21 protein-coding genes are annotated in these 22,142 nt (G+C 64.1%); 7 read left to right on the top strand and 14 right to left on the bottom strand.

Annotated elements, in window-relative coordinates; all coding sequences use genetic code 11:
* Genes ACFQ00_RS17000 through ACFQ00_RS16975 form a run of 6 tightly spaced genes read right to left on the bottom strand, consistent with a single transcriptional unit; the run spans nt 1 to nt 7,066 of the window.
* Nucleotides 1-1,617: an AMP-binding protein gene (locus ACFQ00_RS17000; RefSeq protein WP_381493611.1), complete on the bottom strand. Its 1,617-nt coding sequence runs from the start codon at nt 1,615-1,617 to the stop codon at nt 1-3.
* Nucleotides 1,614-2,765, bottom strand: a complete 1,152-nt coding sequence (locus ACFQ00_RS16995; protein WP_381493608.1) for an acyl-CoA dehydrogenase family protein — start codon at nt 2,763-2,765, stop codon at nt 1,614-1,616. The genes ACFQ00_RS17000 and ACFQ00_RS16995 overlap by 4 nt, the downstream gene beginning before the upstream one ends.
* Complete coding sequence (locus tag ACFQ00_RS16990; protein ID WP_381495245.1) at nt 2,765-3,568, bottom strand: enoyl-CoA hydratase family protein; 804 nt, start codon at nt 3,566-3,568, stop codon at nt 2,765-2,767. The genes ACFQ00_RS16995 and ACFQ00_RS16990 overlap by 1 nt, the downstream gene beginning before the upstream one ends.
* Before the next feature lie 5 nt (nt 3,569-3,573).
* A complete protein-coding gene (locus ACFQ00_RS16985) occupies nt 3,574-4,038 on the bottom strand; it encodes a MarR family winged helix-turn-helix transcriptional regulator (protein WP_381493605.1) in 465 nt (154 codons plus the stop codon).
* Complete coding sequence (locus tag ACFQ00_RS16980; RefSeq protein WP_381493601.1) at nt 4,032-4,778, bottom strand: SDR family NAD(P)-dependent oxidoreductase; 747 nt, start codon at nt 4,776-4,778, stop codon at nt 4,032-4,034. Before ACFQ00_RS16980 ends, ACFQ00_RS16985 begins: the two co-directional genes overlap by 7 nt.
* Nucleotides 4,775-7,066 carry a bifunctional salicylyl-CoA 5-hydroxylase/oxidoreductase gene (locus tag ACFQ00_RS16975; RefSeq protein ID WP_381493598.1) on the bottom strand — a complete coding sequence of 764 codons (2,292 nt, stop codon included), beginning with the start codon at nt 7,064-7,066 and terminating at the stop codon, nt 4,775-4,777. Before ACFQ00_RS16975 ends, ACFQ00_RS16980 begins: the two co-directional genes overlap by 4 nt.
* Nucleotides 7,067-7,191: 125 nt before the next feature.
* Between ACFQ00_RS16975 and ACFQ00_RS16970 the strand changes: the two genes are divergently transcribed.
* Nucleotides 7,192-8,016, top strand: a complete 825-nt coding sequence (locus tag ACFQ00_RS16970; RefSeq protein ID WP_381493595.1) for an alpha/beta hydrolase — start codon at nt 7,192-7,194, stop codon at nt 8,014-8,016.
* 1 nt (nt 8,017) lies between these two features.
* Here the strand turns inward: ACFQ00_RS16970 and ACFQ00_RS16965 are convergent, their stop codons facing one another.
* From ACFQ00_RS16965 to ACFQ00_RS16945, 5 genes are all read right to left on the bottom strand, one after another.
* Entirely contained in the window at nt 8,018-10,018 is a 2,001-nt protein-coding gene (locus tag ACFQ00_RS16965; protein WP_381493592.1) for a S9 family peptidase, read from the bottom strand.
* Nucleotides 10,019-10,047: 29 nt separating this feature from the next.
* Nucleotides 10,048-12,957 carry a TonB-dependent receptor plug domain-containing protein gene (locus ACFQ00_RS16960; protein ID WP_381493589.1) on the bottom strand — a complete coding sequence of 970 codons (2,910 nt, stop codon included), beginning with the start codon at nt 12,955-12,957 and terminating at the stop codon, nt 10,048-10,050.
* A 163-nt stretch (nt 12,958-13,120) separates the two neighbouring features.
* Nucleotides 13,121-13,366: a hypothetical protein gene (locus ACFQ00_RS16955; RefSeq protein WP_374592713.1), complete on the bottom strand. Its 246-nt coding sequence runs from the start codon at nt 13,364-13,366 to the stop codon at nt 13,121-13,123.
* Between the two features lie 142 nt (nt 13,367-13,508).
* Nucleotides 13,509-14,048, bottom strand: coding sequence for a hypothetical protein (locus tag ACFQ00_RS16950; protein WP_381493586.1), 540 nt, complete (start codon nt 14,046-14,048; stop codon nt 13,509-13,511).
* A 73-nt stretch (nt 14,049-14,121) separates the two neighbouring features.
* Nucleotides 14,122-14,517 (bottom strand): glycine zipper 2TM domain-containing protein, encoded by a 396-nt coding sequence (locus tag ACFQ00_RS16945; protein WP_374592709.1) that lies wholly within the window; start codon nt 14,515-14,517, stop codon nt 14,122-14,124.
* Nucleotides 14,518-14,683: 166 nt separating this feature from the next.
* On the opposite strand from ACFQ00_RS16945, the gene ACFQ00_RS16940 reads away from it, so the two are divergent.
* The 5 genes from ACFQ00_RS16940 (at nt 14,684) to ACFQ00_RS16920 (ending at nt 16,759) form a co-directional block, all read left to right on the top strand.
* Nucleotides 14,684-15,025 (top strand): DMT family protein, encoded by a 342-nt coding sequence (locus tag ACFQ00_RS16940; RefSeq protein WP_381493582.1) that lies wholly within the window; start codon nt 14,684-14,686, stop codon nt 15,023-15,025.
* Between the two features lie 3 nt (nt 15,026-15,028).
* The gene (locus tag ACFQ00_RS16935) at nt 15,029-15,298 is read left to right on the top strand and encodes a DUF167 domain-containing protein (RefSeq protein ID WP_381493579.1); all 270 of its coding nucleotides are present in this window, start codon (nt 15,029-15,031) and stop codon (nt 15,296-15,298) included.
* A gap of 300 nt (nt 15,299-15,598) precedes the next feature.
* Nucleotides 15,599-15,937 carry a hypothetical protein gene (locus tag ACFQ00_RS16930; RefSeq protein ID WP_381493576.1) on the top strand — a complete coding sequence of 113 codons (339 nt, stop codon included), beginning with the start codon at nt 15,599-15,601 and terminating at the stop codon, nt 15,935-15,937.
* Between the two features lie 293 nt (nt 15,938-16,230).
* Entirely contained in the window at nt 16,231-16,476 is a 246-nt protein-coding gene (locus ACFQ00_RS16925) for a type II toxin-antitoxin system ParD family antitoxin (RefSeq protein WP_381493573.1), read from the top strand.
* Nucleotides 16,469-16,759 (top strand): type II toxin-antitoxin system RelE/ParE family toxin, encoded by a 291-nt coding sequence (locus ACFQ00_RS16920; RefSeq protein WP_381493570.1) that lies wholly within the window; start codon nt 16,469-16,471, stop codon nt 16,757-16,759. Before ACFQ00_RS16925 ends, ACFQ00_RS16920 begins: the two co-directional genes overlap by 8 nt.
* 60 nt (nt 16,760-16,819) lie before the next feature.
* Here ACFQ00_RS16920 and ACFQ00_RS16915 read toward each other — a convergent pair whose 3' ends face one another.
* The 3 genes from ACFQ00_RS16915 to ACFQ00_RS16905 form a co-directional block, all read right to left on the bottom strand.
* A complete protein-coding gene (locus ACFQ00_RS16915) occupies nt 16,820-16,978 on the bottom strand; it encodes a hypothetical protein (RefSeq protein ID WP_381493567.1) in 159 nt (52 codons plus the stop codon).
* A gap of 212 nt (nt 16,979-17,190) precedes the next feature.
* Complete coding sequence (locus ACFQ00_RS16910; RefSeq protein WP_374592698.1) at nt 17,191-18,231, bottom strand: ribonucleotide-diphosphate reductase subunit beta; 1,041 nt, start codon at nt 18,229-18,231, stop codon at nt 17,191-17,193.
* A 104-nt stretch (nt 18,232-18,335) separates the two neighbouring features.
* On the bottom strand, nt 18,336-20,201 hold the full coding sequence (locus ACFQ00_RS16905) for a ribonucleoside-diphosphate reductase subunit alpha (protein WP_381493563.1): 1,866 nt from the start codon (nt 20,199-20,201) through the stop codon (nt 18,336-18,338).
* A gap of 419 nt (nt 20,202-20,620) precedes the next feature.
* On the opposite strand from ACFQ00_RS16905, the gene ACFQ00_RS16900 reads away from it, so the two are divergent.
* The gene (locus ACFQ00_RS16900) at nt 20,621-22,141 is read left to right on the top strand and encodes a fumarate hydratase (RefSeq protein ID WP_381493559.1); all 1,521 of its coding nucleotides are present in this window, start codon (nt 20,621-20,623) and stop codon (nt 22,139-22,141) included.
* Nucleotide 22,142: the final 1 nt, after the last annotated feature.

Raw genomic sequence — 22,142 nt, 5'->3', positions numbered from 1 at the left:
CTAAGCCTTCAGCCGGAACCGTTGGATCTTGCCGCTCTCGGTCTTGGGAAGCGCGGCCGTGAACCGCACCGAGCGCGGATATTTGTAGGGGGCGATCGTCGCCTTCACGTGGTCCTGCAAGGTCTTCACGATGCCGTCGTCTGCCGCAATGCCTTCCACCAGCACGACATGCGCCTCAACGATCTGCCCGCGCGCCTCATCAGCGATGCCGATCACCGCGCATTCCAGCACGTGCGGATGCTTGAGCAGCGCGGCTTCCACCTCCGGCCCGGCGATATTGTATCCCGCCGAGATGATCATGTCGTCGGAACGTGCCGCGAAGTGGAAGCGTCCTTCCGCGTCCTGCGTGAAGGAATCACCGGTCAGGTTCCAGCCCTTCTTCACGTATTTCAGCTGCCGCGTGTCGGCGAGATAGCGGCATCCAACCGGCCCGCGAACCGCCAGCCGCCCCACCTCGCCGCGCGGCAACTCGTTCATGTCCTCGTCTACGATCTTCGCTTCGTAGCCGGTGAGCGGCCGCCCCGTGCAGGCCGGGTGCATGTCGTCGAGACGGTTCGAAATGAAGATATGCAGCAGTTCGGTCGCGCCGATGCCGTCGAGGATCGGCTTGCCGGTCTTCCGCACCCAGTCTTCGAACACCGGACCGGGCAGCGTCTCGCCCGCCGAAACGGCAATGCGCAGCGAGGAGAGGTCGGCGCCCTCGTCGAACGCCGCCAGCATCATCCGGTAGGCGGTCGGCGCGGTGAAGCTGATCGTCGCCTTGTAGGTCTCGATGATCTCGATCATGCTTTGCGGAGAGGCATGTTCAAGCAGCGTCGCCGCAGCGCCGAAGCGCAGCGGGAAGATTGCGAGCCCGCCGAGCCCGAAGGTGAAGGCAAGTGGCGGCGAACCCACGAAAATGTCGTCCGGGCGCACACCGAGCACTTCCTTCGCATAGGCGTCCGCGATGATCAGCAGATCACGGTGGAAGTGCATCGTCGCCTTGGGCTCGCCCGTGGTGCCCGAGGTGAAGCCGAGCAGCGCGACGTCGTCACGGCCCGTCTGCACCGCATCGAATTTCACGGACTTGCCGAGCGCCACGCGATCGAGTTCCGCGTCATGGTTGGCGGTGCCGTCGAAGCCGACGACCGCTTTCAGGAAACGGCTGTCCTTCGCGCACAGCACCATTTCGTCCATCAGCCGCGTGTCGCAGAGTGCGAGGCTGATCTCGGCCTTGTCGACGATCTTTGAAAGCTCGCCCGCGCGCAGCATCGGCATGGTGTTGACGACGACTGCGCCGGCTTTGGTGGCGGCGAGCCAGCACGCGACCATCGCGGGGTTGTTCGCCGAACGGATCAGCACGCGGTGGCCCGGCTTGATGCCGTAGTCTTCGACAAGCGCGTGCGCGATGCGGTTCGACCAGTCGGTCAGTTCCTTGTAGGTGCGCCGCCGCCCGTTGCCGATGAGCGCTGTGTGATCGCCGAAACCCTTCTCCACCATCGCATCGGTGAGTTCGACACCGGCGTTCAGAGTATCGGGGTATTCAAAGCCATCGAGCAGCAGGTCCGGCCATTCTTCGAACGGCGGCAGATTGTCCCGCGTAAACGTATCGACATGCGCCGACGGCCCCAAAATCATGCTCCCGCTCCCATCACCTGACGCGCAATCACCACCTTCTGTACGTCCGATGCGCCCTCGTAGATGCGAAGCGCCCGGATCTCCCGGTACAGGCTTTCGACGATGTGGCCGTGGCGCACACCGTCCCCACCATGAAGCTGTACCGCTTTATCGATCACGGACTGTGCGCGGTCGGTGGCGTAAAGCTTCGCCATCGCCGCCTCGCGCGTCACGCGCGGCGCGCCCATGTCCTTCGTCCACGCCGCGCGATAGACGAGGAGCGCCGCCGCATCCACGTCGAGCGCCATGTCCGCGATGTGGCCCTGCACCATCTGCAGGTCGAACAGCGGCGCGCCGAACAGCGTGCGTTCGCTCGTCCGCTTGATGCTCTCTTCCAGCGCCCTACGCGCGAAGCCGAGCGCCGCCGCGCCCACCGTCGAGCGGAACACGTCGAGCACCGACATGGCGATGCGGAAACCGTCTCCCGGTTTCCCGACCATTGCCGATGCGGGCACGCGTACGTCATTGAACCGCAGCCGTGCAAGCGGGTGCGGCGCGATCACGTCGATACGCTCGGCGATCTCAAGCCCAGGCGTATCCGCCGCCACGACGAACGCCGAAATGCCCTTCGCGCCCGGCGCCTCGCCGGTGCGGGCGAACACCGTGTAAACGTCGGCAATACCGCCGTTCGAAATCCAAGTCTTTTCGCCCGAAAGCACATAGTCATCACCGTCGCGCCGCGCGGCCATATCCATATTGGCAACGTCAGAGCCCGAGCGCGGCTCGGAAAGCGCGAACGCGGAAATCGCCTTGCCCGCACGCGTCTTCCTCAGCCATTCGCGATGTCCGGCGTCACCAAACAGGCTGATCGTCCCGGTGCCGAGTCCCTGCATCGCAAAGGCGAAGTCGGCCAGCCCGTCATGTCGCGCCAGCGTCTCGCGCGTGATGCACAGCGTCCGCACGTCGAGCGGCGCAGGCGTATCACTATCCACCGCCGTCGCGAGCAGCCACCCCCCCTCGCCCAGCATGTCCACAAGCCTGCGGCACGCACCGTCTGTGTCGTCGTGGTCGACCGGAAGATTCTCCCGGCACCACCCCTCCAGCCGCTCGGCATAGTCACGGTGCCGGTCTTCGAAGAACGGCCAGTCCAGAAAGCTGCGGTCCGCCATCAGTCGCCCTCGAACACGGGAGTCTGCTTCGCCACGAACGCGTTGTAAGCCCGCTCGAAGTCCCGCGTCTGCATACAGATCGCCTGAGCCTGCGCCTCGGCCTCGATCGCCTGATCCAGGCTCATCGACCATTCCTGATTGAGCTGCGTCTTGGTGATACCATGCGCAAACGTCGGCCCCGCCACGATCCGCCGCGCGAGCGCCATCGCCTCGTCCTCCAGCGTCTCGGCAGCAACCAGCCGGTTGTAATACCCCCAGCGCTCGCCTTCCTCAGCACTCATCGCGCGCCCAGTGTAAAGCAGCTCCGCCGCCCGTCCCTGCCCGATGATGCGCGGCAGCACCGCGCACGCACCCATGTCGCAGCCCGCGAGGCCGACGCGCGTGAACAGGAACGCCGTCTTCGCCGCCGGGGTTGCAATCCGCATGTCCGAAGCCATCGTGATGATCGCACCCGCACCGACCGCCACACCGTCCACCGCCGAGATGATCGGCTTGCCGCAGTGGATCATCGCCTTCACGAGATCACCCGTCATACGCGTGAACGCGAGTAGCTGCTTCATGTCCATCGCAACCAGCGGCCCGATAATGTCGTGCACATCGCCGCCCGAGCAGAAATTGCCGCCGTTCGGCAGGAATGCCACCGCGTCGACATCCTCGGCGTAAACCAGCGCGCGGAACGTGTCGCGAAGCTCGGCATAGGAGTCGAACGTCAGCGGGTTCTTGCGGTCAGGCCGGTTCAGGCGGACACGCGCGATGCGGTCTTCGACCTCCCACAGGAAATGCTCCGGCTTCAATCCTGCCATCTGCGTCAATGTCCGCCCTCCCACTTGCTCTGGAATGTTCTGAGTGTGCCCGCGAGGTGTGCGGCCTCTTCGGGATCGACATCGGCGAGCATCGCGTCGATCCAGCGGCCGTGCGCGGTCGCCATTGCCTTGAACTGCGTGGCGCCCATGTCCGTCAGCTTGACGATGAAGGCGCGGCGGTCGCCGTCGCGGGCGGTGCGGGCGACCAATCCATCCGATACCAGGCGGTCGACGATGCCGGTGACGTTGCCGTTGGAAACCAATAGGAAACGCGACAGTTCGCTCATCATCATGCCGTCCGGCGCGCGGTCGAGTGCCGCCATGACGTCGAAGCGAGGCAGCGTCGTGTCGAACTCGGTTTTCAGCCGTTCGCGCAGTTCGGCTTCGATGAGGCGGGTGGCGCGGAGCAGGCGCAGCCACAGGCGGACACGTTCCTTGCCGTCGCCGGCGGTGAGCGGTGCGCTTACCATGTCTCGCCGCCCGATACGGAAATGGCCTGGCCGGTGATCGATGCCGCGCCCTCGCTTGCGAGCCAGAGGACGGTGGCCGCGATCTCGTCCGGGGTGATGAAGCGGCCTTGCGGGTTCGTCGCCGCGAGGCTGGCGCGCGCGTCTTCGCGGCTGCGGCCGGTGGTGGCCATGATGCGTTCGATCGACTCTTCGAGGAGGTCGGTCTCGGTGAAACCGGGGCACACAGCGTTGACCGTGACACCCGACTTCGCCGTCTCCGCCGCGAGCGCGCGCATCAGGCCGACGACGCCATGCTTCGCCGCCACATAGGGCGCGACATAGGCATAGCCCTTGAGGCCCGCCGTCGAGGCGATGAAGATGATCCGCCCGGCGCGGCGCTTGACCATTTGCCCGATGGCGGGCTGCACGGTGAGGAAGGCGCCGGTGAGGTTCACGGCGAGCGCCGCCTGCCAAGCCGCCTGCGTCACCTTGTGCGCGGGCGCGCTTTCCGCCGCGCCTGCGTTCGCCACAACGATATCGAACGGTCCGTGTGTTTCGTGGAGCGCGCACATCGCCGCTTCATCGGTCACGTCCGCCTGCGCGGCAACAATGCGGTCGCTTTCCGCCGCGACCGCTTCCAGCGGTGCGAGACGACGGCCGCAGATGGTGACGCGGACGCCTGCACCGGCAAGCGCAAGCGCGATGGCCCGGCCCGCGCCGGTGCCACCGCCCGTGACGAGTGCGCTCTGCCCTGCGATCATACCTTGCCCGTCATCTGCTCAGGCCCGCGCTCGGCGAGGCGGAACGCCTGATCGCGCCCGGCGAGATAGGGCTTCGGCCATTCCGTCTGCTTGTCGCCGAGCGTCGCTGCGGCGTGCAGCGTCCAATAGGGATCGGCGAGGTGCGGTCGCGCAAGGCAGACGAGATCAGCGCGGCCCGCCATCAGGATCGAGTTGGCGTGGTCGGGCTCGTAGATGTTGCCGACGGTCATCGTCGCCATGCCGGTCTCGTTGCGGATACGGTCGGAGAACGGCGTCTGGAACATGCGGCCGTAGACAGGTTTTGCGCGCACCGACGTCTGCCCTGCGGAAACGTCGCAAATGTCGACGCCTGCGTCCTTCAGGATTTCGGCGATCTGCACGGCTTCTTCCGGCGTCACGCCCTCGTCGCCGACCCAGTCGTTCGCTGAGATACGCACCGAAATCGGCTTTTCATCCGGCCACACAGCGCGCACCGCGCGGAAGACTTCGAGCGGATAGCGCATCCGGTTTTCGAGGCTGCCGCCATACTCGTCCTCGCGGCGGTTGGTGAGCGGGCTGATGAACGACGAGAGCAGATAGCCGTGCGCGGCGTGGATCTCGACCATGTCGAAGCCCGCACGGTTCGCCATCTCGGCCGCCGCGACGAACTGATCACGCACCCGATCCATGTCCGCGCGGTCCATCGCTTTCGGCACGGCGTTCTTCTCGGACCACGGCACGGCGGAGGCTGCAAGCAGCGGCCAGTTGCCCGCAGGCAGCGGCGCGTCCATTTCCTCCCAGCCGATCTGCGTCGAGCCCTTGGAACCGGAATGGCCGAGCTGCGCGCAGATCTTCGCGGATGTTTCAGCGTGAACGAAATCGACGAGCCGCTTCCAAGCCACCTCATGTTCCGGCGCATAAAGGCCGGGGCAGCCGGGCGTGATACGCCCTTCCGGGCTCACGCAGGTCATTTCCACGAACACGAGGCCCGCGCCGCCCTTTGCGCGCTCGGCATAGTGCACGAAGTGCCAGTCGGTCGGGCAGCCGTCGACCGCCTTGTACTGCGCCATCGGCGAGACGACGATGCGATTTTCAAGCGTCATGCCGCGCAGATTCAAAGGCGCGAACATCGGCGCGCGGCGCACGTTTCCGGCGCCCGCCTGCTGCTGGAACCACGTCTCCGCGCTGTCGAGCCACGCGCGGTCGCGCAGGCGCAGGTTTTCGTGCGAGATGCGCTGCGAACGCGTGAGCAGCGAATAGTTGAACTGCACCGGGTCGAGATCGAGGTAGCGCTCGACCTCCTCGAACCATTCCATCGAGTTGCGCGCCGCCGATTGCAGGCGCAGCACCTCGACACGGCGCGCATCCTCATACTTCTGGAAGGCCGCCGCCAGCGTCGGCTCGCTGTGGATATAGTCGGCAAGCGCCACAGCGCTTTCCATCGCGAGCTTGCTGCCCGAACCGATCGAGAAGTGCGCCGTCGCCGCCGCGTCGCCGAGCAGCGCGACGTTCTGGTAAGACCAGCGCTCGCAGAGCACACGCGGGAAGTTGATCCACGCCGAACCGCGCACATGCGCCGCGTTCGACATCAGCGGATGCCCGCCGAGGTGCTTTGCGAAGATGCGCTCGCACGTCGCGATCGACTCTTCCTTCGTCATTTCGCCGAAGCCGAAGGCTGCCCAGGTGTCCTCAGTGCACTCGACGATAAACGTCGCCGTATCCGCATCGAATTGGTAGGCGTGCGCCCACACCCAGCCGTGCTCGGTCTTTTCGAAGATGAAGGTGAAAGCATCGTCGAACTTCTGGTGCGTGCCGAGCCAGACGAACTTGCACTTGCGCACGTCGATATTGGGCTGGAAATGATCCGCGAACTCGGTGCGCGTGCGGGAATTGAGCCCGTCCGCAGCAACGACGAGGTCGTACTTGTCCATGTAGGCCTGCGTCGGCTCGGCCTCGGTTTCGAAGCGGATTTCGACGCCGAGCTCCAGTGCACGCGCCTGGAGCAGAAGCAGCAGCTGCTTGCGCCCGATGCCGCAGAAGCCGTGCCCGGTGGAAAGCGTGCGCACGCCCTTGTGAACGACGGCGATATCGTCCCAATAGGCGAAATGTTCGCGGATCGCGGCAGCGCTGACGGGGTCGTTCGCGGCGAGGTTGTCCAGCGTCTCGTCCGAGAGCACGACGCCCCAGCCGAACGTGTCGTCCGGGCGGTTGCGCTCGATCACCGTGATGCGATGGCTGGAATCGCGCAGCTTCATGCTGATCGCGAAATAAAGGCCCGCAGGCCCGCCGCCGAGTACAGCCACATCCATCGGATGACCTCCCTTGTCGATGAGTCGGAGGCTGACATGTCGATTTAATTATTTCAAGCCTAAAGTTTCAGGGTTGAAATATTTTCGAGGCGGCGCATTGTGCGTGAACCCGAACAGGAGTGGACATGACCCTGCACGCGATCACCGACTGGGACGATGCCTACGCCAACGCCGCGCACATCGCGGACGGCGACCGCTGGCCGGACGCGTGGGTTGAGCCTGCCCAGCGCTGGCGCGATGCGTGCGGCACACGCGCGAGGCTGGACCTCCCTTACGGCGAAGCACCCCGCAACCGCTACGACCTGTTCCTGCCGGAAGGCATGCCCGGCGGCCTCGTCGTCTTCATCCACGGCGGCTACTGGCTCGCGCTCGACAAGAGCTACTGGTCGCACCTGTCGCGGGGACCGCTCGCACGCGGTTTCGCCGTCGCGATGCCGTCCTACACGCTCTGCCCCGAGAACCGCATCGGCGGCATCACGCGCGAGATCGGCGCCGCGATCACTGCCGCCGCGGCACGTATCGACGGCCCGATCTTCATCACCGGGCACTCGGCGGGCGGGCACCTCGCCGCGCGCATGGCCTCCGCATCCTCGCCGCTACCGTCGGAGGTCGCGGCCCGCATTGCGCATACCGTGCCGATCTCGGCGCTCACCGACCTGCGGCCGCTGATGCGAACGGGAATGAACGACACGCTTCACATCGACGATGGAGAAGCTGCCGCCGAAAGCCCAGCCCTCCTCGCTCCGCTCTCCGGCGCGCGTGTGACCTGCTGGGTCGGCGCGGACGAGCGTCCTGAATTCCGCCGCCAGTCGGCGCTTCTCGCCAACATCTGGACCGGCCTTGGCGCCGCAGCCGCGCTTTTCGAGGAACCGGGGCGTCATCACTTCAACGTCATCGACGGGCTTGAAGACCCCGATCACCCGCTGACGCGCACGCTGCTCGGCGAATAGCTCAATCAGCCTTCATCCAGCGACCGTACCAGTCGATGTTGGCGCGGATACGGTGCGCGAGGTAGCTCGGCACGGTGAGACCGTGGTTTTCGCCCGGGTAGACGATCAGCTTTGTCGGGATGCCGCGTGTCTTCAGCGTGAGGTACATCTGCTCGGCGCCCACGCAGGGCACGTTGTCGTCGGCGTCCGCACACTGGAACAAGGTCGCCGCGGTGATGCGCTCCGGTTCGAAGAACGGATAGGCGAGCTTCTTCCACGTATCGAAGTTCTCCCACGGCGTACCGAGTTCGAGCATGTATTCGCGCTGATACATGTCGACGCCCCACGTCGCGAAGATGTTGGAAACGCCCGCACCCGCGACCGCCGCCTTGATGCGCTTGTCGTAGGCGATCATGTAGCCGGTGAGGATACCGCCGTAGCTCCAGCCGCCGGCGCCGATGCGGTTCGGGTCCGCGATGCCGGTTTCGATCGCATTGGTGATGCCCGCGCTGATGTCCTGCGCATCGACATTGCCCCAATCGGCATAGATGGCGCGCGAGAAATCGAAACCGCGCCCCGATGAACCGCGTGGATTGATCTTGAGGACGACATAGCCCGCCGCCGCGAGCGCGCGCGCATCGAGATCGAACTCGTGGCTGTGCTGATAGACGGGGCCGCCGTGGAGGTCCGCGATCAATGGGTAGCGCTTCGCCGGATCATAATCCGGCGGCAGCACGTAGAAGCCGTGGATTTCAACGTCGCCGCTCTTGAAGCTGACGTCGCGCGTTTCACCGAGAGCGCGGTCTTTCAGCCACGGATTGTGGTCGGTCAGCGGGCGGGCGGCGCCCTTGTCGAGCGCGAAAAGCTCGGCGGGCTTTTCGTTGGTCGTTTCGAGAATGGCGATACGCCCGTCGTTTGCGACGGCATAGTCATAGGCGAAGCGCGTGCCCTTGGTGAGGTAGCTGATCCTGCCGCTCTTGGCGTCCACGCGCGCCAGCCACGTGTCGCGGTCGCCCTCGATCTGCGTCAGGATCGAACCGTCCGGGGCGAAGCGCGGGTAATAGAACCAGAGGTCGAGCTTTGCGGGCCGCGTCACCGCGCCCGTTGCCACGTCGGCGACGGCAAGGTGCGGCGTGCCGTAGTAGAGCCACTTGTCCTCCATGCCTTCGAGCCAGACGATCCGCTTCGAATCCGGAGACCATGAAACGCCCGCGACCCAATCCGGATCGTCGTCCGCATTCGCGGTCGGGCTGAGCTTGCGTGGTTCGCCGCCGGATGGCGCCAGCACGTAGATTTCGGTGTTCAGCGTCTTGTCGGTCTCGCCGTGATCCTTGGCGGTGTAGGCGATGAGCTTGCCGTCGGGCGACCACGCGGGGCGCCAGTGATCGCGCGCGCCGCTCGTGAGCTGCCGCGCCGCGCCCGTTTCAAGGTCGACGATGAAGAGCTGCTGCGTGCGGTCGTCGAGATAGCCGCGACCGTCCTGCTTGAAATAGAAGCGCTCGGTTTCAACGGGAGGCGGGTTCTTTGCCTTGCTGCCCACAGCCCTGCCGACCTCGGCGACAACGACGGCGTATTTGCCGTCCGGCGACAGATCATAGTCGCTGATCCCGCCCGGAAGGCTCGTGATCCGTTTGCTTGCGCCGCCTGCCGCGGGCATCCGCCAGAGCTGGGCGCTGTCGTCTTCCTCGTCGTCGCCCTCCGCCTTTTCGCCCGCATCGCTGAGGAACACGATCGTCTTGCCGTCCGGCGTGTATCGAGGGCTGTATTCGCTCGTCTCGGGGGTGCGGGTGAGCGGCGCGGGCGTGCCGCCCTTCCACGGCACGGTCCACAGGTCACTCGTCTTTTCATCCCGCGCCTGATCGGGGGTCGAGACCATGTAGACGAGCGTGCCGCCATCGGGCGAGAACGCCGGCTCGCCCACATCCGCGAGCCGGTAATAATCCTCCGGCACCACCTCGGACGGCGCGGCAGATGCAAGGCTGGAAGTTGCCAGCAGCAGAAAACCGCCCAGAATCCGGTACATAAGCCCTGCCCCCTTGTGCTGCCCTGCGTTCAGAACGAAACGGTCGCACCCATGTAGAAATAGCGGCCCATCGCGGAGACCGGATAGGAGCTGAAATTGAACGCCGGCTTCTCGTCGAACAGGTTGTTGACGCCGCCGTAGATGCTGAATCGTTCGCCGATGTCGTAGCTCAGCTGCACTTCGTGCTCCCACTTCTGCTTTGCCCAGAAGTATTTGGGATCACTGTAATCGGGATCGCCTGCGAGATCCTCGGTCGTGAAGCGGCGGGTCTTGTCGAACCACGAGATGCCGTACGCGATCGTCACCGGCCCCTTGTTCCACGTGAGATCGAGCGTCGCCGAGTAGCGCGGCGCATAGGCGAGCGCCTCATCGCGGTCGGAATCGACCTCGGCACCCGGCGTCGCCACGAAATCCAGACGGTCGAGATAATTGCCGGCGAGCGCAACGTTGAACGTGCCCGCCGTATCCGTGTGGATCCGGTAGGCGAGCGTTACGTCGAGCCCGGCAGTGCGGAACTGCGCGACATTGTCGGGCCGCGAGGTGAAGCCGGTGATGAAGCCCGTGTCGGGATCGCGCGTGATCGCCGAACAGAACGGATTGTCGAGCGTCGGCTGGTCGACGCACAGCTCGGCGAGTTCCTCGGCCTGCGGCGTGTTGATCGCGTTCCTGATCTTGATGTCGTACCAGTCCGCCGAGAAGGTGAAGCCCGGCAGGAAACGCGGGCGCAGCACGACGCCCGCCGTCCACGTCTTCGCGGTTTCCTCCTGAAGGTCGGGATTACCGCCGCTCAGACCCTCGGTGAAAAGTGACGAGCTGGGGTCGCTCGACGGGCTGAACGTCGTCGGGTCGATACCGAGCCCGCCGATCAAGTCCGCGCAGTTCGCTTCGCGTGTCGAGGTGCCGTTGTTCAGCTCCAGCGTGTCGCACGGATCGACGATGAAGTTGAACGAAGAGCTTTCCGGCGCAAACAGCTCCGCGATATTCGGCGCGCGCACCGCCTGCGAATAGGTCGCGCGGAACGAGACGTCGGGGATCGGCGCGTAGACGCCGTCCACCTTCCACGTCGTCGTCGATCCGATCGTGCTGTAGTCCGAAAGCCGGATGGCGCCGCCGAACGACAGCAGGTGTGCGCCCGGCACGTCCTTCAACAGCGGCAGGTTGATCTCGGCGAACACTTCCTTCACGTCGAAGCTGCCGCTCGATGGCTGGATCGCACCGTACCATGTCAAACCGTCGCGGATCACCGGGTCCGGATCGAACGTGCTCTTCTCTTTGCGATACTCGGCGCCGACGGCGAAGCCGACCGCCCCGCCCGGAAGATTGAAGAATGCGCCCGTGTCGCCCGAAATCGAGCCCGAGACAACGTGCTGGGTTACCTTCGCACGGCTGAGACTATCAGTCGTCACGAAGCCGATCGCGGCCGGATCGCGCACATTCTCGCCGAAGATGTTATACGGTACACAGTTTGGGAACGGATTGTCCGGGTCAAGCATCGTCCGGCAGATCGGCGCGCCCGTGTCGGGATCGGCGACAACATCGATCGCCGCCTGCCATTCGGCTTCCAGCCGGTTGCCCTGGCTGAACGTGCGCGTCTTCGTCTGGCCGTAGACGTACGACACTTCGTATTTCAGGTGCTCGCTGAAATTGCCGCTGGCGCCGATCACACCGCGCAGCGTTTGGCGGACGTTCTCCTCGAAATTGACGCCGAGATCGAAATTGTCGCGCGTAACCCACACGCCGTCCGGCATCTCCGGATCTTCGTAGGCGGCGGCTGCAGCGCCAGGCACGATCGCGTCGCGGATCGAATCCGGCATGAACGGGTTTTCCGCAGTCTGGAACAGGTAGAAATCGTAGGTCGGCTGTTGCTGCGTCCACGCCTTGGTGCGGACGTACTTGCCTTCCGCGAAGAGAGTGAAAGCATCGCTGAATTCATAGCGGCCTAGGACGTTGAGGAGGTGGCGTTCCAGGCCCGGGAAGAGGTCGCCCTGGTAGCCGTCGATGGGCGTGCTCGATCCGCCCTGCGCGTATCCGCCGGATTCCTCCAGCACGAGGCCGCGATCGTAGATGTCGCCGTCGCCCTCGAAGTCGGACGCATAGTCGAAATCGACATCGACGGCGCCCATGCGCGCGCTGTCCGCATAGCGGACGTCGTTATAGGGGATATAGTCCGGAATACTGGGATCGTCCGGAATATCGCCCTGATTCCGGTACAGCCACTTGGCGCGCGGATTGCGTAGCCGCGAGCGCTGCAGCTCGTTCAGCCTGTCTTCCTTGTTGTATTCATAAGCGGCGGCAATGTTGCCCCGGCCTTCGGAAAAGTTGGTGCCTGCGGTGATCGCGCCGTAGCGGTTGCCACCGTCGCCGCGCTGCGAAATGCCGATCTGGCCGCGCGCGGTGATGCCTTCGAAATCGTGCTTCAGGCGGAAGTTGACGACGCCCGAGACACCGTCCGCGCCGTAGATCGCCGAAGCGCCGCCGGTCAGCACGTCGACGGCTTCGATGAGGTCCGTGGGGATGGCATTGATGTCCACCGCGGCCGAGCCCGCGAGCGCGGACACGTGACGGCGCCCGTCCACCAGCACCAGCGTGCGGTCGGTGCCGAGGTTCCTGAGATCGAGGAGGTTGAGGCCCGCCTCGCCGAACTCCGACTCGGAACCGCCGGTGAGGTTGCCCGTCTGGGAACCGACGAGTGCCGGGCTCTGCGTCAGGAAATCGGCGATATTGGTCTTGCCGGACTGCGCGATGGCGTCAGCGGACAGCGTTGTGACGGGGTTCGCGAAGTCGAGTTCGGGGCGGCTGATGCGCGTGCCCGTGATGATGATGGTTTCGGCGACCTGCTCTTCGGCGGTGTCCGCCTGCTCGCCCGCTTGCTGCGCGAAAGCCTGCGCGGTCCATGCTGCCGTCGCCATCAACGCGGCGAACGCGGTGATCGTCTTCATAGCTGCTGCTCCCACCCTTTGCCGGTTTCCGGCGTTCTTTACGAACTTCCCGGAGCGGAGGATGTCGCAGCCTCAAGTGTTAGTCAATTGTCCAATCGGCGAACGGAAGGCGCCACCCCCGGGCGGGATCGGGGGCGGCGCGACCGAACTTCGGACGGAGTGTTCAGAATGAACCGAGCGGATTGCGCGCGCGGTTCCAGCCGAGTGCCGCGAGACGTTCCGAGCGTTCGAAACGGCGGCGCTCTATGATGCCGTTGAGCTTCATCGCAAGGCCGATCGCGATAAAGGCCCACACCGCCTGCGAATAATTTTGCAGCGCGAAGCTGGCGGTGCCGACAACGGCGCAGATGATAATGATCATAGGGAAGACGCGGGCGTAGACCGCGTCAGCGAGTTCAACCTTGTCCATGGCCCCTAGACTCCCGAGCATTTTCTTGACCCGGTGCCCATTAGCGACCCGAATGACTAACGAGGTCTTGCCGAAGGCGGTTAACGTCAAAACTTTGATGGTTAACCTTACGGCCCTGTTATCAACTCCGCTCCAGCCCCCTCTACTTGCTGCCTGCGATCAGGCTCGCGGTGCTGCCGCCGCCTTCCTTCGCGGAGGCGTGGACCTGCAGACTGCGCCCGGTCGCGTCGTCCTGCGCAGCGACCATGCGCATCTCGGGCGTCGTCATTTCACCGGCGACCTTGAGGCCGGACTTCTCGGCCGCTGCCTTGTACCAGGCGATCACCTTTTCCGGCGCGTCGCCGGTTTCGAAGTTGACCATGCCGCCCTTGCCCGTGCTGGAATCCCCGCCCGCGCCGCCGACAACCTTCGCGCCCGGATAGAGCGGCGCAAAATCGGGGAGGAAGCTCGCGGCAGCCTCGCCGCTCTTGAACGTGCCCGTTTGCCCATCGGGTCCGGTGACGGTGACGGTGGAATTCTCGCCGTCCTGACGCACGCTGTATTGCGCCTCGCCCTCCCCGGTTTCGACACTGCCGCTGGCGACCTCCTTGCCCTCGCCCTTCGAGGCCTCGCTGGCATCGTTGCCGCCGCACGCCGCAAGCGCCAGCAGTGCTGCACCCGCCACAAATCCTTGTTTCATCATGAAAAGGCCTCCCTGTCCGGCCCCACCCTAACAAAAGCGGATACCGGACAGGAAGCCTTGTTATTCCGTCAGCTCAGCGGCACTTGACACCGTCGTCGAGGCTCTTGCCGACGAGGCCGCCCGCGACAGCGCCGAGCACGGCGCCAACGGTCTTGGAGCCGCCCGGCGCGATCTCGTGGCCGAGCACGCCGCCAGCCACGCCGCCGATGATGAGGCCGGTCGTGCCGTCCTTGCGCTTGCAGTAATAGCGCCCGTCGCGACCGCGATAGATCTGCTCGTCGCGGCCGAGGCGCCGCTCGCGATAATTGCCCTTGCGGTAGTGATCATCGGCATACCAGCGATCCCGATCCTTGGCGCGCTTGCCGTGCGCGGGCGCCCACTCCGGCGGATCGGCAAACGCCGGAGCCGAGGCGACACCGGCAAGCGGGATCAGCGAAGCCGCAACCGCGGCGAATACGACCTTTTTCATAAACCTCTCCAAAACCAGTCACATGAAGCCTTCGCTTCGGCTGCCAAACGCAAGACTGCGCAAACGGCTCCCACGAAAAGCTTCCCCGCGAAGGTTGCCATGGAACGCTGACTCGTGCCTGAACAGCCGTGGCGGCGTGCCCCCGCGCGCGCTAAGACGTGTCTCCATGCAGACGATCGTCCTCCTCACCTTCTCGAACATCCTGATGACCTTCGCGTGGTACTGGCACCTGAAGGCCGGCGCGGCGGGCGCAAGGCCGATGTTCGTGATCATCCTCATCAGCTGGGGCATCGCCTTCTTCGAATATGCGCTCGCGGTCCCCGCGAACCGCATCGGCGCCGCCGCCGGCTGGACACCGGGGCAGCTGAAGATCGCGCAGGAGGCGATCGCGCTCACCATCTTCGGCGTGTTCATGGTCACCTATCTCGGCGAACCGCTGCACTGGCGCCACCTCGCGGCCTTCGGCTGCATCATGGCGGCGGTCGGCTTCCTGTTCGTTGGCCGCTGAAGGATGGAAGCCGCGCTCGCAGCGCTCGTTTCGCCCGACGGCACGCTCGCCGTGCGGGTGACGCCGAAAGCGCGCGGCGGCGAACGCATCGTCGTTGAAGACACGCCCGAAGGCCCGCGCGCCCGCGTGTGGGTTTCCGCCCCGCCCGAAGACGGCAAAGCGAACGCCGCTGTCTGCCGACTCGTCGCGAAGGCGCTCGGCCTTCCCAAATCCGCCGTCAGCGTCGCGCGCGGCGACACCTCTCGCGAGAAGCTGCTGCGCATCGCACGCTAAACCGCCGTTTTCCTTTGAAAGAAAGAACCGCGCCGCAAAGCGAGTTTGACTCAGATCAAAGTCCGAACGCAGCGCTGCCTTACCTACAGAGGGGAGGTTCCGCCGGCGACTACCGTCCCACCACCCTCCGCAAGGGGCCGGCGGACCCTCCCCGCAGTAAACACCTCCTCCTCGGGGGATAGCGCGCTCCTGCTGTCCCCCACATTTCTTTCCTGTCCTTTTGAAGACGTTGCGCCGCCACGCGCAGCCCACCACGATCGGCCGCAGACCGGAACGGGTGCAGACGGGGAAGGACCAATCATGAGCGCCGATTTCATACGCAAGAGCGCAGGCACGCTGATGCTGCTGACCGGCGTCGGACACGTCGCGCTGCTCGCGCTGCGGCCGATGAGCCCGGAACTCGCGATCACCGCCGCATTCGGCGCGGGCTACTTTTTGATCGGCATTTTCCTGTGGCGCAGCGGCGGGCGCGGAGCGCTCTGGGCCGGGCTTATCCTCCCCGCGATCGGCGCTGCGCTCTCCTTCGCCGCGAACCCGCCCGGCAAAGGCAGCTGGACGCCGATCGGCACGGCGTTCGTCGCCATCGACATCGTGGTGCTGCTGGCGTGTTTGTGGTTGCTGATGCGGCGCCTGGGGTGAGCGAAGTGAGACCGGGGTGAACCCGGAGGCGAGCGGCGCGGTTTCGGAGACAGTCCGGGGAGATCGCTCGCGTCCGTTTCCGGCAAAGCCACACGCTTTTCCGCGCGAGCGAGACGGACAAGTAGAGGAAGTGGAGGCCAAGCGCGCAATTCCTGTTTTCTTCGGCACGCCGGGTTAGGCGGCCCGCAATGCAGGAACGCTGGCACAGGAAATCCTATTAGAACAGGGTTTGGAGTCTGGGGCGGTAGAGTGGACACTTGTCAAGATTTATAGGAAATTCTATAAAGATTGACATGGCACAGATGAACGTCTCGATCCCCGACGCCCTCAAGAACTGGGCGGAACACCGTGTGGCCGAAGGCCGCTACAGCAGCACCAGCGACTATGTGCGCGACCTGATCCGGCGGGATCAGGAACGGGCGGACGAACTGGCGGCACTGGAAGCTGCACTCGATACCGGGGAGAAGTCGGGCATCAGCACGCGCACCATCGACGATGTGATAGCAGACCACCGGAAACGCCGCCGCGCGCGTGGCTGACGTCCGTTTCACCGAGGCGGCGCTTGCCGACCTCGCGCATATCTATGAATGGAGCGAAGCCGAATTCGGGCCAGAGATTGCCGATGTCTACATGGCGAAGCTGAAAATGAACTTCGACTTGCTGGTGCGACATCCTGAAGCGGGAATGCTCCGAACCGACCTCCGGAAGCCATATCGCACCCTGCCCTGCCGCAGTCATCGGATCTTCTATGCCGTCGATGATCAGGGCGTTCGCATTGTACGTGTGCTTCACGCAGCTATGAGCGCTGAACGTATTCTCTAACTCTGATATTGGAGTGGCGGAGGTGATGACATCACCTCCGCCACGGTTGATGACTACCGGCTAAATCCATTCCTTGTCGGAACACACCAGTTCGAAGTTTTGTTGTGCTTCAGGAAGCGTTGGAAATGCGAAGCCGGAACGACCCAACGGGTCTCCTTCATCCGACTCGGCATACCAACGCCAGTCACAACCGCTCTCCATCATAAAAAAAACGCGCATAGCGTTCTCCTTTAGAAAGAGGCGTTTAGGGACAGTTTGGATTGTTGATCTTGTGTCCCGGAAGCACATTGTCCGGACCCGAATCCTCAGCATGAATGCAAAGGTAGCGTCAGTAGCTTGTGCGTCCCCGATAGATCAGAGATCCAGCTTTCTGTCCGAGTTTGTTAGGAAGCCATAGTAAACACCCCCTCTCTTAAAAAGCTGCGATCAACCTACTCCGCCACCCCCAGCAGCCCCTGCGCGTCGCCCGCCTCGTTGGCGGCGGTGGTGATTTTCGCGGATTTGCGCTTGTCGAAGGCGTCCCACACGTCGTTCCAGCTGCCCTTGGTGGCGGCTTTCGAATATTCGGTGGCGCGGGTTTCGAAGAAGTTGGCGTGCTCGACACCATTCAGCAGCGGCGCGAGCCACGGCAGCGGGTGTTCGCTGATCTTGTAGATCGGCTTGAGGCCAAGCTGGCTGAGCCGCCAATCAGCGATGAAGCGGATGTAGTTCTTGATGTCGTCGGGCGTCATGCCGGGCACCGGGCCCATCTCGAACGCCAGATCGACGAACGCGTCCTCCAGATCCACCGTGTGATAGCAGGTGTCGCGGATTTCCTTGCGCATCGCCGGGGTCAGGCAATCCCGCTCCTGGCAGAAGGTGTGGAACAGCTTGATGATGCCCTCGCAGTGCAGGCTCTCGTCGCGCACCGACCAGCTGACGATCTGGCCCATGCCCTTCATCTTGTTGTGGCGTGGGAAGTTCATCAGCATGGCGAAGCTGGCGAAGAGCTGAAGCCCTTCGGTGAAGCCGCCGAACATGGCGAGCGTCTTCGCGATATCCTCGTCCGTATCGACGCCGAAGGTCGCGAGGTAATCGTGCTTGTCCTTCATTTCCTTGTATTGAAGGAACATGCCGTACTCGCTTTCGGGCATACCGATCGTGTCGAGCAGGTGGCTGTAGGCGGCGATGTGCACCGTCTCCATGTTGCTGAACGCGGTCAGCATCATCTTGATCTCGGTGGGCTTGAAGACGCGGCCGTATTTCTCGTGGTAGCAATCCTGCACCTCGACGTCCGCCTGCGTGAAGAAGCGGAAGATCTGCGTGAGCAGGTTGCGCTCGTGATCCGAGAGCTTCTGCGCCCAATCCCGGCAATCCTCGCCGAGCGGCACTTCCTCTGGCAGCCAATGGAGCTGCTGCTGGAGCTTCCAATAGTCGTATGCCCACGGATACTCGAAGGGCTTGTACTGCTTGGAGGCTTGCAGAAGAGGCATCGCCGTTACTTTCCCATTGCGGGCCAGGCTTCAAGGCCGCCCGAATTTACACTGTTTCCCGCGATCAAAGTATCGCTTTGATCGAAACCCCTATTGGCAGGTCCCTACTGACAAGCGAGACACTCGTCGTAGTCCTTCACCTCCACCTCGATCATCTTGAGGTCGATGGTGTTGTCCGCCTCCACGCCGCCCGCGAAGCCCGCGCGCTGGATGGACTTGGAGCGGCAATAATAGAGCGACTTGATGCCCAGCTCCCACGCCCGGTAGTGCATCATCAGAAGATCCCACTTCTCGATGTCCGCCGGCAGGAACAGGTTGAGGCTCTGCGCCTGATCGATATAGGGCGTGCGGTCGCCGGCGAGCTCGAGCAGCCAGCGCTGATCGATCTCGAACGCGGTGCGGAACGTCGCCTTCTCTTCGGGCGTGAGGAAATCGAGGTGCTGCACGGAGCCGCCGCGCTCCAGGATCGTGCTCCACACCTTGTCGCTGTTCTTCGCCTTGTCCTCCAGCACCTTTTCAAGGTGCGGGTTCCGGACGGTGAAGCTGCCCGACAGCGTCTTGTGCGTGTAGATGTTCGCGGGGATCGGCTCGATACAGGCCGATGTGCCGCCGCAGATGATGCTGATCGACGCGGTCGGCGCGATCGCCATCTTGCACGAGAAACGCTCCATCACGCCCATATCCTCAGCGTCCGGGCAGGCGCCGCGCTCGGTCGCGAGCAGCATCGAGGCCTCATCCACGTGCGCGCGGATGTGGCGGAAGATCTTGAGGTTCCAGGACTTCGCCATCGCGCCTTCGAACGGGATCGAACGCGCCTGCAGGAAGCTGTGGAAGCCCATGACGCCAAGACCGACCGAGCGCTCGCGCGCGGCGGCGTATTTGGCGCGCTCCATCTCGTCGGGCGCCCGCTCGATATAGTCGCTGAGCACGTTGTCGAGGAAGCGCATCACGTCCTCGATGAAGGCCTTGTCCTTCGACCACTCGTCCCACGTATCGAGGTTGAGGCTGGAGAGGCAGCACACCGCCGTGCGGTCCTTGCCGTGCTGGTCGACGCCGGTCGGCAGCGTGATTTCCGAGCACAGGTTCGACGTGGTGACCTTGAGGCCGACGTCGCGCTGATGCTTCGGCATCGTGTTGTTCACGTGATCGATGAAGATGATGTATGGCTCGCCCGTCGCCAGCCGGGTCTCGACCAGCTTCTGGAACAGCGCGCGCGCATCCACCTGACCCCGCTTCGAACCGTCCTTCGGGCTGACGAGATCGAAGGGAAGACCATCTCGCACGGCCTCCATGAAGGCGTCGGTGACAAGGACGCCGTGATGGAGGTTCAAGGCCTTGCGGTTGAAATCACCGGAAGGCTTGCGGATTTCGAGGAACTCTTCGATCTCCGGGTGCGAGATGTCGAGGTAGCAAGCTGCGGATCCCCGCCTCAGCGATCCCTGGCTTATCGCCAGTGTCAGTGAATCCATGACGCGCACGAACGGGACAATGCCCGACGTCTTGCCGTTCAGGCCCACGGGCTCCCCGATGCCGCGGACATGGCCCCAATAGGTGCCGATGCCGCCGCCCTTGGAGGCGAGCCAGACGTTCTCGTTCCACGTGCCGACGATGCCTTCAAGGCTGTCCGACACGCTGTTCAGGTAGCAGGAGATGGGAAGGCCGCGCCCGGTGCCGCCGTTCGAGAGCACGGGCGTCGCGGGCATGAACCACAGGCGCGAGATATAGTCGTAGAGGCGCTGCGCGTGGGCATCGTCGTCCGCATAGGCCGCGGCGACGCGGGCGAACAGATCCTGCGGCTTCTCGCCCGGCAGCAGGTAGCGATCCTCGAGCGTCTCCCGACCGAAATCGGTGAGGAGCGCGTCGCGGCCATGGTCGATCTCGACGGCGTGCGAACTCGCGCCGCGCGGGCGCACCGCCGCAACGTCGAGGTCGCCGTCAAGAGTCGCCGTATCCACGCCACTGAAATCCATCTGAGCCGACTCCCCTATGTTCCTGCTTCGTTCCAAATTCGTCAAGGGGTACTGCGAATATGGGGTAGCGGGTGTTTCCCGCAACGGATACGGGCGATGTCGCGCCGTCCCCGATATCCTCGTAATCCACAGGCCCCGGCGATCTCTCGCCGGACCAAGGGGGCAAAACCGGCCCTGCCCCGGGAAAGCTTCGTTTCCCGTGTGACACAAGCTGTTGTGGTGACCCCCCGGTCCCAGAACCAGACTTTGTGGTGAACCCGCGCCTAACGCAAGGGGGTTTTTACACAATTTAAGTTTTTGTGACGAGATCAGGCACTTAGCTGAATCGCTTGAAGAATCCGTGCAAGACACTGGTGGACGAAGGCCTCCGCGATGGCTAATCACCGCCCCCAAATCGGTCTTTTCGAGAGGGCTTTTGCATGGCGGTGATCCGCGAAGAAGACGTCATTGAGTCGGTCGCCGACGCGCTTCAGTACATCAGCTACTATCACCCCATGGACTACATTCGCGCGCTCGGGCGCGCGTACGAACTCGAGCAGGGACCGGCCGCAAAGGACGCAATTGCGCAGATTCTGACGAACAGCCGCATGTGCGCGGAGGGGCACCGCCCGATCTGCCAGGACACCGGCATCGTCACCGCCTTCGTGAAAATCGGTATGAACGTCCAGTGGCAAACCACGAAAACTGTTCAGGAAATGATCGATGAAGGCGTGCGCCGTGCCTACCTCCACCCGGAGAACCGCCTGCGCGCCTCGATCGTTGCGGACCCGGCATTTTCGCGCAAGAACACGAAGGACAACACGCCCGCCGTGGTGCACATCGAAATGGTGCCCGGCGACACGGTGGAGATCACCGTCGCGGCGAAGGGCGGCGGCAGCGAGAACAAGTCCAAGTTCAAGATGCTGAACCCCAGCGATTCCATCGTGGACTGGGTGCTGGAGATGGTGCCGCAGATGGGCGCCGGCTGGTGCCCGCCCGGAATGCTCGGCATCGGCATCGGCGGCACGGCGGAAAAGGCCATGCTGCTCGCCAAGGAATCGCTGATGGAAGCGATCGACATGGCGGAGCTGAAGGCGCGCGGGCCGCAGAACGAACTCGAAGAACTGCGCATCGAGATTCACGACAAGGTGAACGCGCTCGGCATCGGCGCGCAGGGCCTCGGCGGGCTCGCGACCGTGCTCGACGTCAAGATCTACGATTGCCCGACGCACGCCGCCTCGAAGCCGATCGCGATGATCCCGAACTGCGCCGCGACGCGCCACGCGCACTTCGTGCTCGACGGCTCCGGCCCGGCCTATCTCGAAGCGCCGGACCTTGCCGACTGGCCGAAGGTGGAATGGACGCCTTCCAAGGAAGCGATCCGCGTCGATCTCGACACGCTGACGCCCGAGGTCGTGCAGAGCTGGAAGCAGGGCGACCGGCTGCTGCTGAACGGCAAGATGCTCACCGGGCGCGATGCCGCGCACAAGCGCATTCAGGACATGCTGGCGAAAGGCGAGGACCTGCCTGTCGAGTTCAAGGGCCGAGTCATCTATTATGTCGGCCCGGTCGATCCCGTGGGCGAAGAGGTCGTCGGCCCGGCAGGCCCCACCACGGCCACCCGCATGGACAAGTTCACCCGCATGATGCTGGAACAGGGCCTCACCGCGATGGTCGGCAAGGCCGAACGCGGGCCGATGGCCGTGGACGCGATCCGCGATCACAAGAGCGCCTACCTGATGGCGGTGGGCGGCGCGGCCTATCTCGTTGCCCGCGCCATCAAGGGCAGCAAGGTCGTCGGCTTCGAAGACCTCGGCATGGAAGCGATCTACGAGTTCGAGGTGAAGGACTTCCCCGTCACCGTCGCCGTCGACAGCGAGGGCAAGAACGTCCACCACCTCGCCCCGCTCGTCTGGCGCGAGAAGATCGCCAAGGAACGCCTGCTGGAGCCCGCCGAATAGC

This window comes from Sphingosinicella xenopeptidilytica (assembly GCF_042676985.1).
Lineage (GTDB): Bacteria > Pseudomonadota > Alphaproteobacteria > Sphingomonadales > Sphingomonadaceae > Sphingosinicella > Sphingosinicella xenopeptidilytica.
This window is presented reverse-complemented; position numbering and strand designations above follow the sequence as displayed.

Excerpts from the sequence above, each read along its gene's own strand:
- ACFQ00_RS16995 (WP_381493608.1), bottom strand. The coding sequence starts at position 2,765 with ATGGCGGACCGCAGCTTTCTGGACTGGCCGTTCTTCGAAGACCGGCAC.
- ACFQ00_RS16980 (WP_381493601.1), bottom strand. The coding sequence starts at position 4,778 with ATGATCGCAGGGCAGAGCGCACTCGTCACGGGCGGTGGCACCGGCGCG.
- ACFQ00_RS16955 (WP_374592713.1), bottom strand. The coding sequence starts at position 13,366 with ATGGACAAGGTTGAACTCGCTGACGCGGTCTACGCCCGCGTCTTCCCT.
- ACFQ00_RS16975 (WP_381493598.1), bottom strand. The coding sequence starts at position 7,066 with ATGGATGTGGCTGTACTCGGCGGCGGGCCTGCGGGCCTTTATTTCGCG.
- ACFQ00_RS16970 (WP_381493595.1), top strand. The coding sequence starts at position 7,192 with ATGACCCTGCACGCGATCACCGACTGGGACGATGCCTACGCCAACGCC.
- ACFQ00_RS16950 (WP_381493586.1), bottom strand. The coding sequence starts at position 14,048 with ATGATGAAACAAGGATTTGTGGCGGGTGCAGCACTGCTGGCGCTTGCG.
- ACFQ00_RS16905 (WP_381493563.1), bottom strand. The coding sequence starts at position 20,201 with ATGGATTTCAGTGGCGTGGATACGGCGACTCTTGACGGCGACCTCGAC.
- ACFQ00_RS16960 (WP_381493589.1), bottom strand. The coding sequence starts at position 12,957 with ATGAAGACGATCACCGCGTTCGCCGCGTTGATGGCGACGGCAGCATGG.
- ACFQ00_RS16910 (WP_374592698.1), bottom strand. The coding sequence starts at position 18,231 with ATGCCTCTTCTGCAAGCCTCCAAGCAGTACAAGCCCTTCGAGTATCCG.
- ACFQ00_RS16915 (WP_381493567.1), bottom strand. The coding sequence starts at position 16,978 with ATGCGCGTTTTTTTTATGATGGAGAGCGGTTGTGACTGGCGTTGGTAT.
- ACFQ00_RS16940 (WP_381493582.1), top strand. The coding sequence starts at position 14,684 with ATGCAGACGATCGTCCTCCTCACCTTCTCGAACATCCTGATGACCTTC.
- ACFQ00_RS16925 (WP_381493573.1), top strand. The coding sequence starts at position 16,231 with ATGGCACAGATGAACGTCTCGATCCCCGACGCCCTCAAGAACTGGGCG.
- ACFQ00_RS16900 (WP_381493559.1), top strand. The coding sequence starts at position 20,621 with ATGGCGGTGATCCGCGAAGAAGACGTCATTGAGTCGGTCGCCGACGCG.
- ACFQ00_RS16990 (WP_381495245.1), bottom strand. The coding sequence starts at position 3,568 with ATGGCAGGATTGAAGCCGGAGCATTTCCTGTGGGAGGTCGAAGACCGC.
- ACFQ00_RS16965 (WP_381493592.1), bottom strand. The coding sequence starts at position 10,018 with ATGTACCGGATTCTGGGCGGTTTTCTGCTGCTGGCAACTTCCAGCCTT.
- ACFQ00_RS16945 (WP_374592709.1), bottom strand. The coding sequence starts at position 14,517 with ATGAAAAAGGTCGTATTCGCCGCGGTTGCGGCTTCGCTGATCCCGCTT.
- ACFQ00_RS16985 (WP_381493605.1), bottom strand. The coding sequence starts at position 4,038 with ATGGTAAGCGCACCGCTCACCGCCGGCGACGGCAAGGAACGTGTCCGC.
- ACFQ00_RS16930 (WP_381493576.1), top strand. The coding sequence starts at position 15,599 with ATGAGCGCCGATTTCATACGCAAGAGCGCAGGCACGCTGATGCTGCTG.
- ACFQ00_RS16935 (WP_381493579.1), top strand. The coding sequence starts at position 15,029 with ATGGAAGCCGCGCTCGCAGCGCTCGTTTCGCCCGACGGCACGCTCGCC.
- ACFQ00_RS17000 (WP_381493611.1), bottom strand. The coding sequence starts at position 1,617 with ATGATTTTGGGGCCGTCGGCGCATGTCGATACGTTTACGCGGGACAAT.